Origin of the sequence: Novosphingobium sp. BL-52-GroH, assembly GCF_044813085.1 — a bacterium.
Classification (GTDB): Bacteria; Pseudomonadota; Alphaproteobacteria; order Sphingomonadales; family Sphingomonadaceae; genus Novosphingobium.
Genome location: NZ_CP171152.1, coordinates 3,230,081 through 3,243,142 on the forward strand (window position 1 = coordinate 3,230,081; position 13,062 = coordinate 3,243,142).

The 13,062-nt window shown below is 62.1% G+C and carries 12 protein-coding genes; 9 read left to right on the top strand and 3 right to left on the bottom strand.

Features of this window, described 5'->3' with window-relative positions:
* The first annotated feature begins 221 nt into the window (after nt 1–221).
* The 4 genes from ACFFDA_RS28170 (at nt 222) to ACFFDA_RS28185 (ending at nt 3,600) form a co-directional block, all read left to right on the top strand.
* Nucleotides 222–1,193: a zinc-dependent alcohol dehydrogenase family protein gene (locus ACFFDA_RS28170; protein WP_404482900.1), complete on the top strand. Its 972-nt coding sequence runs from the start codon at nt 222–224 to the stop codon at nt 1,191–1,193.
* Nucleotides 1,194–1,306: 113 nt separating this feature from the next.
* Nucleotides 1,307–1,525: a hypothetical protein gene (locus tag ACFFDA_RS28175; protein ID WP_404480545.1), complete on the top strand. Its 219-nt coding sequence runs from the start codon at nt 1,307–1,309 to the stop codon at nt 1,523–1,525.
* Between the two features lie 44 nt (nt 1,526–1,569).
* Entirely contained in the window at nt 1,570–2,049 is a 480-nt protein-coding gene (locus ACFFDA_RS28180) for an Hsp20/alpha crystallin family protein (protein WP_404480546.1), read from the top strand.
* Nucleotides 2,050–2,052: 3 nt separating this feature from the next.
* The gene (locus tag ACFFDA_RS28185) at nt 2,053–3,600 is read left to right on the top strand and encodes an AAA family ATPase (RefSeq protein ID WP_404480547.1); all 1,548 of its coding nucleotides are present in this window, start codon (nt 2,053–2,055) and stop codon (nt 3,598–3,600) included.
* Nucleotides 3,601–3,630: 30 nt separating this feature from the next.
* On the opposite strand, the gene ACFFDA_RS28190 is transcribed toward ACFFDA_RS28185, so the two are convergent.
* Nucleotides 3,631–4,038, bottom strand: coding sequence for a BLUF domain-containing protein (locus ACFFDA_RS28190; RefSeq protein ID WP_404480548.1), 408 nt, complete (start codon nt 4,036–4,038; stop codon nt 3,631–3,633).
* 263 nt (nt 4,039–4,301) lie between these two features.
* Between ACFFDA_RS28190 and ACFFDA_RS28195 the strand changes: the two genes are divergently transcribed.
* From ACFFDA_RS28195 to ACFFDA_RS28215, 5 genes are all read left to right on the top strand, one after another.
* Nucleotides 4,302–5,153 (top strand): universal stress protein, encoded by an 852-nt coding sequence (locus tag ACFFDA_RS28195; RefSeq protein WP_404480549.1) that lies wholly within the window; start codon nt 4,302–4,304, stop codon nt 5,151–5,153.
* Nucleotides 5,154–5,170: 17 nt separating this feature from the next.
* Nucleotides 5,171–5,377, top strand: a complete 207-nt coding sequence (locus ACFFDA_RS28200) for a hypothetical protein (RefSeq protein WP_404480550.1) — start codon at nt 5,171–5,173, stop codon at nt 5,375–5,377.
* Nucleotides 5,378–5,452: 75 nt separating this feature from the next.
* On the top strand, nt 5,453–6,751 hold the full coding sequence (locus ACFFDA_RS28205; RefSeq protein WP_404480551.1) for an NRAMP family divalent metal transporter: 1,299 nt from the start codon (nt 5,453–5,455) through the stop codon (nt 6,749–6,751).
* A 505-nt stretch (nt 6,752–7,256) separates the two neighbouring features.
* Entirely contained in the window at nt 7,257–8,498 is a 1,242-nt protein-coding gene (locus tag ACFFDA_RS28210; protein WP_404480552.1) for an MgtC/SapB family protein, read from the top strand.
* Between the two features lie 261 nt (nt 8,499–8,759).
* The gene (locus tag ACFFDA_RS28215; protein ID WP_404480553.1) at nt 8,760–11,114 is read left to right on the top strand and encodes a mechanosensitive ion channel family protein; all 2,355 of its coding nucleotides are present in this window, start codon (nt 8,760–8,762) and stop codon (nt 11,112–11,114) included.
* 315 nt (nt 11,115–11,429) lie between these two features.
* On the opposite strand, the gene ACFFDA_RS28220 is transcribed toward ACFFDA_RS28215, so the two are convergent.
* Nucleotides 11,430–12,110, bottom strand: a complete 681-nt coding sequence (locus ACFFDA_RS28220) for a hypothetical protein (protein WP_404480554.1) — start codon at nt 12,108–12,110, stop codon at nt 11,430–11,432.
* Between the two features lie 51 nt (nt 12,111–12,161).
* Nucleotides 12,162–13,016, bottom strand: a complete 855-nt coding sequence (locus ACFFDA_RS28225) for a hypothetical protein (RefSeq protein WP_404480555.1) — start codon at nt 13,014–13,016, stop codon at nt 12,162–12,164.
* Nucleotides 13,017–13,062 lie beyond the last annotated feature (46 nt).

The window sequence follows — 13,062 nt, forward strand, 5'->3', positions numbered from 1 at the left end:
GGGGCTATCTCCTTCGCGCGTCAGTTGCGCCCGTGATCGCAGTGCCGCGAGATGGCGGCTATAAGGATAACTACGCAAAGAACCGGCCGAAAGGCTTGGTTATCCTGCCCTGAAGGCAGCATTCACGATCTATGTACGATAGCTGCCCAACCGGAAGGCCTCACGGCGTCATGCGCCAAATTCACGGAACCCGGTCGATGACAACCGCAATGATGAAAGCCATGGTTTTCGATGCGCCGGGGCAACCGCTTCGAGCGTGTGAACGGCCGATGCCGGAGCCCGAGGGGCCCGATCTGCTGCTCGAGGTTTCCGCTTGCGGCGTTTGTCGTACCGACCTTCACGTCGCGGACGGCGAGATTGGCGCGCGTTACCCGATCATTCCCGGGCACGAGATCGTCGGCAGGGTCATCGCTATGGGCGCACAGGCTACTGGCTTTGCAGTGGGGGATCGTGTCGGCGTCGCGTGGCTCGGGCGCAGCTGCGGGATTTGCCGCTATTGCTGCTCCGGGCGGGAGAACCTGTGTGACGACCCGGTCTACACCGGCGCGACCCGCGATGGGGGTTACGCCTCGCACGTCATCGCGGATTCCCGCTTCTGCCTCGGCATTCCCGACGTCTACGGCGATGCCGAAGCCGCCCCTCTGCTATGCGCCGGCCTGATCGGCTACCGCGCACTGGTCACCGCGGGAGAGGCCCAGGTTCTGGGTCTCTACGGCTTCGGGGCTGCTGCTCACACCGTTGCACAGGTCGCGATCTGGCAAGGGCGTTCGGTTCACGCCTTCACCCGGCCAGGGGACGTTGCGGCCCAGGCATTCGCCCGGTCGCTAGGCTGCGTCGAGGCGGTCGATTCCGATCTGCCTCCCGCCGTTCTTCTCGACGCGGCCATCATATTTGCGCCTGCCGGGGCACTTGTGCCGTTGGCGCTCAAGGCGGTGCGAAAAGGGGGGCGCGTGGTTTGCGCCGGCATCCACATGACCGATATTCCCGCGTTTCCTTATGCCGATCTGTGGGAAGAGCGCTCGATCGTATCCGTCGCGAACTTGACGCGGTCCGATGGCCGCGAATTCCTGGCTCTGGCACCGCAGGTTCCGGTCCATACGCACGTGTCACGGTTCGCTCTTGGCGATGCGGGCGAGGCGCTTAAGGCGCTCCGTGACGGAAGGCTCCAGGGGGCTGCGGTTCTGGTACCGTGATCTGCTCTTTACTCCGCGACATGGCTACGTCGCCGCCCCCTACGTATCTTTCCTGATTATCGGGCCAGCGCAGCCCGCATAGCGTCACGCTCGACGAGGATAGGAGGCAGACCATGGTCGGCACGGTTCATCGCTCGGACAAGGCGGCGAAACAGGGGGTGGATGCGCTGTTCGCGTTCTGGGAAATTTCTGCGCTGCTGGCCGTCCAAGCGATGCAATTGTGGGACTGCTCGGCGTTGTGGCTACCGTCGCCGTATTCCGGGCTCCGGCAACGTTGGTTTGCGGTGCCCGAGGCATTCGCCGGCGACAACCATCCCGCTCTCTTTGCCTGATTTACGGCGCCAATCCCCTGCAACGGCAACTACGGAGACATGCGATGAACGAAATGATCAAACCTGCTGGCGGCGCGCCTCTTCCGCTTGGCGCAGGTCCGATGAACTGGATCCGTGGCGAAATCGATCGCCTGTTCGATGATTTCACCCAGACGGGCCGCAGCATCTTCAGTTCCGCTTCGCCCGGAATGGGACCGGTCCCCGCGATGGACCTCGTCGACAAGGGCAAGGAGTACTGCCTGACGGCAGAACTTCCAGGGCTCACGGAGAAGGACATCGATATCGAGCTTTCCGACGGGGTACTCACGATCGCCGGCGAAAAGTCCGAGACATCCGAAACCAAGGACTGCGGCTGCCTGATGACCGAGCGCCGATACGGACGCTTCAGGCGTCAACTGACGCTTCCGGCCGATGCCGATCCCGAAAGCATCGAAGCGAAGGTAAAGCACGGCGTGCTGAGCATCACCATCGACAAGGATCCCAAAGCGTCGCAATCCGTGCGCAAGATCGAGATTGGCAACTAAGCCTTGGGAAGCGCGTCGCCCTCGACAGAGCACACTGTCGGGGGCGATGTCGCGTCGTGGATTGGGCGTGGCGGGCCGTGGGGCGGAACTCTCGTCCCTGAAAGGATCGATACGCACGCGGCCAGCGTCTTTCTGGCCGGCGATCGCGCCTGGAAACTGAAGCGGCCAGTCAAACTTCCATACCTCGATTTTTCTTCGGTCGACCTTCGGCACGGCGCCCTCGAAGCGGAACTGCGCCTCAACCGCCGGACAGCGCCGAAGCTCTATCTCGCCCTGCACAAAGTCACACTGTCTCCGTCCGGGGCACTTAGGCTCGATGGCGACGGTGATGCCGTGGACTGGCTGCTCGAAATGCAGAGATTCCCGGAAGGAGCGCTTCTCGCGGATCAGGTTGAACATGGCACCCTCGCGGATGCCGCTGTGATGCAGTTGGCCGACCATCTGGCACATTTCCATGAAGAGGCTGAGTCCTCCAGAAACTCAGGAGGCGCGGCGCGGCTGAGAAAGGTCGCGAAGGGCAATGCGGCACGCCTGGCGGCCTATCCCGAACTGTTCGATAGTCGCCAGGTCGGCGCCTTGACGACCGAGATTGCCGCGATGATAGAACGAAACGCCGCGCTTCTTGATCTTCGGTCGCTGTCGGGCCGCGTCCGACGCGGCCATGGCGATCTTCACCTTGGCAATATCGCAATGATAGACGGCAGCGCGACGCCGTTCGATTGCCTCGAGTTTGATGAGGAACTGGCCACGGCCGATGTGCTTTACGACCTGGCATTCCTACTCATGGACCTCTGGCATCGCGGAGCCCGGCGTGCCGCGAACATGCTTTTCAACCGATACCTCGACGTGTCGGCGGACGAAGGCGGGGCAGGGTTGCTCCCTTTGTTCATGAGCGTTCGCGCGACCGTGCGCGCGCATGTCATGGCGGCGACCTTCCAAAGATCAGGCAGCACCAAAGCGGCAAGCGCAGCAAGGGATTTCCTGATCCTGGCGCAAGCGTTGCTCGGTGGCGCAACGCCTGTGGTCGTTGCCATCGCCGGTCTGTCCGGGACGGGCAAGACAACGCTCGCACGGGAAATCGGAGCGGATGTCGGCGGCGCGCCCGGCGCGCGCATCTTGCGCAGCGACGTATTGCGCAAGCGACTGGCCGGGCTCGCGCCCGAAACCTCACTGCCACCCTCGTGCTACAACCAAAGGGAGACTGGCCGGGTCTATGCCGAACTGACGCGACTGACGGGGCACTGGGTAGGCGCCGGTTCGGGGGTGGTGGCTGACGCCGTTTTCGGACAAGCGGCCGAAAAGCGAGCGATCGAGCTGGTCGCGCAACAGCAACAGGTGCCGTTTCACGGCTTCTGGCTCGACCTCGCGGAGGAAGCCCGCCTGGCTCGCATCAGAGACCGCGGTCCGGATGCTTCCGATGCTACCGTGGCAGTTGCGCAGCGACAGTCGGCTGATTTGAGGCTCGGGCCGAATGGTTGGTCCGTTTTGCCCGCAGGAACCGACATCGCATCATTGGCGGCCACGATTCGGGAAACAGTCTCTCGGGCATAGGCGGCCGCCCCCCAGGTCGGCGCGCGCGCTTTACGAGGCGCATTCCTTCAGCAGCCGCATGAGCGGACGGTGTCCATCAGGGGACCCGCTCAGGAAATCCTGCAATGCCTTTTCGATCAGCCCTTCGAAATATTGCGACCGGCGGCCGAACGCCAGCGACCAGGAACCAAAGAGCCGGCTCTGAGGGATGCCCATTTCTATAGTGGTTATATCGTCATGTCGTGGATCGCGGTGTATGCTAGCGCGCAATGCATCGACTGATGCCGTGGGCCCTTCGATGTACTGGGCAAAGCGGTTTCCGGTGTAGAGCAGCGCCCCGGTGACATCGAGCCGAGCGTTGCGTTCGTGCGCCATCGCCACGAGGTGTTCGATCTCGGCTCCTGCGGTCTCGGGTAGGAGCCGGCTTCTGCTCGCATAGAGCCAGGCCGTCATTGCCATCGCCATTCCTCATAAATCGGACCTTGAGAGGGGAATTGAAAAACATCCGGAACTCGAAAACCTTGAACCTCATTGTTTTCCATACCCGCTCGTTTGTAGCATTACGCAAATTACCGGAGCGGCAGCGCCTTTTCGCGCTTCGATCTTGAGGACGTGTGCGCAAACCTGTCTTTGTCCGCGCCCGGGAATCGAGTCCTACGTACATATCCGCAATGCGCCCAGCCTCGTTACCGGCGAGAGTTCCGCTGCATGGAGGGACGAAGATGCTGACGGATATTCTCGCAATCGTCGACGTCGATGATGAGGATGGCAGGTTTCTCAAGCATGCGCGCGATTTTGCCCGGTTTCACGGCGCATACCTTAGCGTTGCAGTCCTTTGGGCCGTCAAGCAGATAGACCATTTCTTCACGGTCGCTCCGCCTTACATGCCCATGATCGACGTCCATGAGGCGGGCGAACGCAAACGACAGAGACTGGCGCGCTGGGGCGAACAAGATGACCTCGAGATATCCTTGCTGCGAGATTCGACCGGCTGTTTGGCGGATCAGGCACCAATCCTGGCCCGCTATGCCGATCTTGTGCTATTTGGTCCGACAGCGGCTTACGGCGATCCAGCGCTGCGTCATCGCGTTCTCACGCAGGTCGTCCTGTCATCGGGAAGGCCGGTCCTGATCTGGCCCGATGGCCGCGAGCCCGACCCCGTACGCCGACTGGCCCTAGGATGGAACGGCACCCGTGAAGCGACCCGGGCGCTGTGTGAAAGCCTTGCCTTCGCGCGGCCAGGTGCGTCGGTCGACGTCGTTGTTGTCGATGCAACGCCCCAGCTCAAGGAAAACGGCTATCCGCCGGGCGAATTGATTGCCCGCCACCTGTCCCGGCACGGTTTTGATGCCAGCATCCATCATGTGAAATCGAATGGGCTTCACGTTTCGGCCGCGCTGGTGGATTTTGCCGGCAATCATCGCGCCGACATGCTGGCTATCGGCGCGGCGGCGCATTCGCGCGTCCGCGAAATGCTCTTGGGCGGAGTCACTCATGATCTCTTGGGCGGCGCCGATCCGCCGGCGTCTCACCTCCTTCGAGCGGCAGCTGTGCCGATATTGTTCGGCCATTGACATCAGGGAGCAGCAACGTGCCCAGTTACAAGGTTTGCTTTCTCAACGATCTGCCTGATCCTACAGGTCATGATCACCGCGTCTGCCAAAGGACGGTGGAGGTCCTTCACGTGACGAACGAAGAACAGGCGATCGAATGTGCAATTGCCGAGTTCGAGCGACTGGAGCGCATCTCCCCCTGGCATCTGCACGCCCGTAGAATTGAATGTGAGGCGTTGACTTGAACGCCGAATATCCGACGACGCGGCGAACGTGTTCCGCTTGAAACGCGCGCATCCGGGCATGAGGCGACCACAAAAATGAATCGACTTGGCGCGCCTGCGGATTCCGTTTCTTCGAGGCCGCACTCATTCCTGAAATCGCTGGGTCCCGGTTTGATAACCGGCGCTGCGGATGACGATCCCAGCGGGATTGGGACGCACAGCCAGATCGGCGCCGAGTTCGGCTATGGCCTGTCCTGGACCTTCGTCCTTAGTTTTCCGCTGATGGTCGCCATTCAGGAGATCGCGGCCGAAATCGGCTGCGTGACGGGTGCGGGGATCGCACGCAACCTGAGGCGCCATTATCCACGCGTGGTCCTATGGATCATGGTTTCACTCCTGCTTATCGCCAATGTCATCAACCTGGGCGCGGACTTGAGCGCCATGGGGGCCGCATTGGCACTTCTCACGCACGGGGACAGTGCCTTGTATACGTTGCTGTTCGGCATCGTCTGCGTGATCCTCGAAGTTGGCTTGAGCTATCCGCGCTACGCTGCAATCCTCAAGTGGACCACATTGTCGCTTTTCACCTATGTCGCCGTCGTCGCGGTAGCGCACGTGCCCTGGGGACATGCCTTGCGCTCACTGGTCGTGCCGGAACTGCAATTCAACGTGGCTTACGCGACCGCATTCGTCGCGATCCTGGGGACGACGATCAGCCCCTATCTGTTTTTCTGGCAAGCTGGCCAGGAGATCGAGGAGCAGCACCGGCACCACGTTAAGCCGCTCTGCCTTACCGCCAGCACCGCAGGGCCGGAATTGAGGCGTATTCGCCTGGACACGCTCACCGGGATGGCCGTCAGCACCATCATATCGTTGGCGATCGTGTTTGCGACCGCAGCGACGCTTCACGCCAGCGGCGTCCGGGATATCACGACGTCTTCGCAGGCTGCAGAAGCGCTTCGTCCGATAGCAGGGCAGTTCGCGTTCGCGATGTTTGCACTGGGCATCATCGGAACCGGCCTTCTTGCGGTCCCCGTGCTGGCCGGGTCAGCGGCATATGCAGTCACCGAAATGACGGGAAGGGCAGGGAGCCTGGATGCCAAACCACTCTCGGCGAAGCTGTTCTACGGGACCATCGCTGTGACGACCTTGGGGGGCGCCTCCCTGAACACCATAGGCCTCGACCCCGCGCGAGCGCTTTACTGGGCCGCAGTGGTCAATGGCGTACTGGCGGGACCGCTGATGGTCATGATGATGCTGATCGTCCGTAATCCGCGCGCTATGGGACGGTTGACCGTATCTCGTGGCCAGGCGGCCGTAGGATGGTGCGCGACGGCGGTCATGCTTGCCGGGTCTATTATCTTCCTCGGTTTCACGGCCTGGGACGTCATATAGAGCCTGATGCGGCATTCGTCGCCGGAGAGGCGAATTTCGGTCCTGTACCGGCCCACTCCGCCACCCGACCTGCCGAGTAGGCGTGTTCGGCCTGCACGGTCGGAAAATCCGGGCAACAATCGTGCATCGGTCCAAGACGATCGACCGGTCCGTCTGTCGCATTCGGACTAATACGGATGTCGTTCGCTCCCGGGAAACGCCTATCGAGGAGTTCGTAATGACGGTGAGGCCGATCATGCAGGCATCGAGACGACTTTATCCGCCAGAGCTCATTAACGCGATCGCCTCGGGCGAGGTGGTTTCGGCGACGGACCTGTCTACAATCGAGCGTCACATCCGATCCGATTTATCTGGGCGCGCCTGTCAGCAGTCGTGCGGGCAGTCTTCCATTTGCTCGGTAATGGCACGCATAGCGGCGTATGGCAGGCCAGATGGTCACGCCATGGACCAGGACTTGCCGGGGCCCGGTGCGCTGAGTCTTGCTGCATTGCTAGGTTGAAGCAAAGTGGATGAAACGCATCTGCTGGTCAGATTGGCGGCGGCGCTTGCCACGGGTCTGCTTGTGGGCATGCAGAGAGGATGGGCACTGCGCGACCGCAGGGCCGGGTTGCGCGTCGCGGGTTTCAGGACGTTCGGGCTTCTTGGCTTTTGCGGAGGGCTGGCGAGCCTTCTTCCCGCTGTGGTAGGCGCTGCGGTGGCGTTCGCAGCCTGCGCGGTGATCGCCATCGGCTATGCCAAGGAGGCCGGTCGAAAGGACCTCTCGGCTACGAGTGCCGTCGCCTCGATCGTGACTTTCGCCGCCGGGTTCGCGGCAGTCGCCATCTCCGTCCAGGTCGGTCTGGCGGCCGGCGCGGCGACGTTCGCCATCTTGAGTGCGCGCCAGTCGATGCATGCGCTGCTCAGGGGCATGGATGAGGCCGAAATCGACGCCGGCGCGCGGTTCGCGATCGTAGCGCTCATCATATTGCCCTTGCTGCCCGATACCAACATCGGCCCGTACGACGCTTGGAACCCGCGCAATGTCTGGATGATGGTGGTCGTCGTCACTGGCATGTCATTTCTTGGCTATGCCGCGGCCCGCCGCCTTGGGGGGCAAAAGGGGACCATGATAGTGGCTTTCCTGGGATCGATGGTGTCGTCGACCGCCGTCACTGCGGACTGTGCCAGGCACCTGAGGACCGATCAGGAGGGCGGGGCCTCGCCCAGGGCAGGCATAGCCGTCGCCTCTGTCGTGATGTTCGTCCGTGTGGAGATACTGGTTATGATACTCGCGCCGGGCGCGGCTCCGTCGATGGCCTTCATCCTGGCGCCGGCCGCATTGACGTCAGCTGCTTTTGCCTTTGCCGCGTGGCAGGAAAGTGGCCGGCAGGCCCACTCGCCTGCGCTTGCGAACCCACTTTCCCTGTTGACCGCATTCATACTGGCCGCATGGATTGCCGTCCTGGCTGTGGCATCGCACTGGGCGCTTGAGCTTTTCGGCAGGTCGGGCATCGCCGTTGTGCTTGCCTTGACCGGCCTCGTCGACGTCGATGCAGCCGTCATCACCATGGGATCACTACCCGCGCCGGTGTTGTCGGATCCAGCAGTCGGCCTGATGTTGGTCGCGCCGGTTGCTGCCAATACCATCATGAAGGCAATGATGACGGTCGTGATCGCAGGTCGAAATCAGGGATGGAGGGCATCGCTGTCGTTGTGGTCATCCGCGTTGAGCTTGGCAGCCGGCGTAGCGGCCCTCTCTATCTTTTGAGCTTATGCTCTCTCTGTAGAGGAGGGAAGTGCCGGGAATTCCTCGGGGAAAAGAACTTACAACGGCCGGCTGCGGGACACCCCCTTGTCAAGGCGTCCAGAAATCCAGGGGCTGCTCGGTGATTGTGCTGAAGGCGGAGAAAACGAGGCTGTCGGGGGCTTCTGAAGTTTCGGGTTTTTCGCTACGCCTGTGTGCAGAAACGGCCCGGAGTTAGCAGCCATCGCTCGCATCGTTCTCTATTGCCTGAGCATGCTACTTGCCATGGCGGCCGGTTGCCTGCCCGTTGCAGCCCAGACCATGCCCGACGATTGGCGGTCAGTCGCGGAATGGCGAAAGACGGCAGGAAGGGCCGAGGCACTTCTCGATTTTCCGGTGGCCCGGCGCAATCACGTCACGATCGACCAATGGGAGGACCTTCGCCTGGACCTGACGGTGCAGCGCGAAGAGGCTTTGATCCTGAGCGATCAAGGCACGCTCAAGGGCCGGATCGCCGAAGCGCAACTGGCCGAACTCGGCACGGCCACGCCCAAGGGCCAGAGCGAACTTGCATGGGTCAAGAAGAAACGCGTGGAACTGAACGACAAGGTCTCGTTTGAAGAAGGGCCGGCTATCGCCGCCCGCGACATCGAAGCGCGCAATGGCGTACTTATCAAAGAAATCGACCAGATCCTGCGCCAGAAGCGGCGTCAAAAGCTGTTCTCGCACAGCCATCCTTTCCTCAGTGCGCACACTTGGGCCATGGCGATCCGAGACATGCGCTCCGGACGGATCAACGTTGTCCCGCAGACGACTATCCGTCAGCCGCATCCCGATCTTGTGGGGGTGCCGTTACCGGTACGGCTCGCCATAGTCGCCGCGATCACAATCGCCGCAGCCTGGATTGCCGCACGATGCCGCCGCTCGCTGCGCGCGGCCATCGATCGGCGCAACACGTCTATGGGTACGCCGCGTAGCCGCCTGGGACTGGCGTTCGCGCGTGACCTGCTGGACATTGCGATCCCTGCTATTGTGCTGCTCATCGTTCTCGCCAGCGTGACCCTGTTTACGGCGGACCTGCCGTTGATGGCTTCCTTCAGTTGGGAGATCATATCCGCCGGCATGACCGTCATCTTCGCGCGGTGGCTGGGCCAAAGCATTTTCAGTCCTGCGTTCCCGCCAGCGCAGTTAGTGCAGATCCCCGATGGCGCAAGTGAAGCCGCCATCCGTATCATGACCATGCTGGGCGTGGCCCTGGCAGCCGATGGGCTTGCCGATTATGCCGATCAGCAGCCGGGCAACTCCGCTGCCACCGGCGCTATTGCGTCATTCCTTATCGTCGTGGCTGCCGGCTTCCTGACGTGGCGGCTTGCTCGCATTCTCAAGGGGGCGACTGGGGCCAGAGCCGCAGCCGACGAAGCCGCCGCACATGATCCCAAGGCAGGTCGCGCGACAGACATGGTGCGGCCCGCCGCCCGGGTCATGACCTTTGCCGCCGGTTTGGGGGTGTTGGCCGCACTGGCCGGCTACATCGCGTTGGCGCGCTATTTGCTGACATCCACGCTGATGTCGTTCGCGGTCGTATGCACCGCACTGTTTCTCTACCGCTCCCTGACAGAGGCAAGCGAACTTCTGTTCCACAGGCGCGAAAGCACCGGGTCCCGATATCTCCAGCTACTGCCGCTGGCTTTCGGCTTTGCCCTGTTCGTCCTCACCCTACCGATCGTCGCAGTGACGTGGGGCTTCAGTGTCGAAAAAGTCATCGACTGGATCCTGGCGCTGAAGAACGGCGTGGAGGTCGGCCAGATTCGCGTGTCGTTCGGCAGCGTGATGACGTTCGCCCTGGTATTCCTGCTCGGCTACGCGCTGACGCGCTGGCTGCAAAGAGTACTTCACTACGCCGTACTGGACCGATTGCGCATGGAAGCCGGGGCCCGGGCCGCGGTGCTCACCGGGTTCGGGTACGTCGGGCTCACGCTGTCGGCGCTGGTCGCCATAACTGCGGCCGGCCTCGATCTTTCGAGCCTTGCCTTCATTGCCGGCGCGCTCTCGGTCGGTGTCGGCTTCGGGTTGCAGTCGGTCGTCGCCAACTTCGTCAGCGGCATCATCCTGCTGATCGAACGCCCGATCAAGGTGGGCGACTGGATCGAGGTCGGCACCTATTCCGGCCACGTCCGCAAGATCGCGTTTCGTTCCACGCACATCGAGACGTTCGACCGGCACGAAGTCATCATCCCCAATACCGAGCTGATTTCCGGCAGCGTGACCAACCTGACCTATGGCGGAAGCCTGGGCCGCATCACCTTGCCGGTCGGGATCGCTTATGGCTGCGACGTCGAAACGGCGCGCAAAGTCCTTCTGGACGTGCTCACCGGCAACTCTCGTGTCCTCGACGACCCGGCACCCGCGGTCGTCCTGGATAGCCTTGGCGACAGCGCGATCAACCTCAAGGCCCTCTGCTTCGTGGGCAATGTGAACCAACGTCAGGCGGTACGATCAGACCTCTACTTTGCGATCCTGAACGCATTGGAAAAGGCCGGTATCGGCATTCCCTTCCCCCAGCGTGACATCTGGCTGCACACAGATGACGTCGATACGCGCCGGAAACCGCAGAGCGAGGGAGCGGCACGGACGCCATGAACTCCTTGAGGCACGTCGCGATCTGTCGGCTATTTTGGATGCTGGCTCCGGCATAGGCTTCCAAGAAGAGCTGCTTGTCCAGGGAAACGCCACGTATTGTAGTCGGCATCCCTTGCCAGAGATGGTCAGGCAAACCGTACGATGTTGGCCTTTATCCCGTCAGTCGCGGCTGGATCGCTGGCATGGCTCGGGGGAGGGAGGTTACATGGACACCCTTGCGCCAGTGACGTTCGGGCAGCACCGAGTGACGACAAGGGGCGCCTGACACGTCAGGGGGACAACGCCGCCCTGACGTGTCGATTATCAGGCTAGAGATCAGAAGCCGTCGCGGGTCATAGCCATGACGTCGATGAAACGTCCCCGCGCATCGAACCTGCAACGGAAGCGCTTGATCCCGTCACGCCCCTGGTCGGCCGTCCCGTCGATCATGATACCGCTGGCGTTCGCTATGGCGGGGCTGGTCCGAATGTAATTGGGCCGCACGCCGTACTGCTGCGAGGCCTCGCCTCGACAATAGGCCGGCCTGTTGCCGGCCGATATGGGCGCTCCGGAGCCGACCGGCCCGGGTGCGGCTCCGACGTTGCCGGGCCGGGTGTCGACGCCAACGGTCAGGCTGAATGTCGCTCGCTCACCTCGTCTGGCGGCGCTGCGCATCAGATATACCCTGACGCGGTAGTCGCCGGTGTCCTTGAGCCGACCATCGAACCGGCTGCCTGTGATAGAGCCGTTAAAGACCGCTTCCTCGGAGCGCGGCGGCAAGACATTGAAGTAGGCCGACTTATTGCTCGATTGCAGGGACACGGACATGGATTGGCCGGCACGGGCGCCGACGATGTAATCCACGGTGTCGTAGCCTCGGATGGAACCGCGAATGGTCGACGAGGTGGCACCTCTGGCAAACTGGACGCGTTCGGTCCTGATTGGCGATTGCGCCGTTGCCGGCATAGCTGCGGTCACGACCGCGAGGGCAACGATGGCTCCATGCTTCCAATTCATGAGCATTCTCCCAAAGCCAGTCGGACCGGGCGTACCGGCCCGGGCCGCGTATCAGAAGCGGCGGTGATCGTCGCCGTCGATGAGGTCGCAGGTTCCACTGAATGCGTAAGGATCGAGCCCGCGGATGCTGATCTGGCCACTCCTGCGATTGATCGTGACGGTGGGCTTGTTCATGCCGTTGAGTCGATACTTCGCCCTGATGACATCGGGGCCCATCTCGACGTCGTACAGGTCCCACCAACCATCGTTACCCCGGCTGTTGATCGGCGGGACAAGCTTCTTGGGAAGGCGGATATGGCCGCCGCCGGGCCAGAACTGCAGCGAAACCGAGGCGTCGAACTGTTGTCCGGTCATCTCCGTACGGTTACCGTAATCATAGCGCTTGGTACGGCCGTTCCACGAATATCCGTAGGTCGTGGCAAAGCCCGGCCGCTGCCCGTCGCCAAAACACACGAGTCCCAGATCGACATTCTGGCCATCCACCTGATAGCGATCCTGCCCGCGGTCGCGGTCTTCCACGTAGCTGGGAGATTGGCGCTGATTGGAGGACGAACTGCCGTAGCCGTAGCTCTGGGTCGGTCGGTAGCTTCCGCTTTCGCTCGATCCGCGGCGTTCTTCGCGCTGGCCGCAGTCCGGGGCGGGCGAGGATGTGATCGAGTCGTAACGCCCGTCCATCGTCGCGACGGTGACGCACTGCCGGCTCGAGGAATTCCACCAATAGCTGTAGCTGCGATCGTCGCCTTTCTGGGTTTTTACGAAAGTATAGCCGCGAGCCCTGATCTGGGTTTCGGCGCCTGCCGCTCTTGCGCCTACCAGATCGTTCAGTGCCGAAGGCGTCTGGGCCTGCGCCGACCCTATCACGGTGGCCAGCGCAAATACCGAAGCCGAAATGATTGCCCTTCTCATGTTGTGTCGCCTTCCCACTGTTTTATGTCCGATCAACGCACGTGCC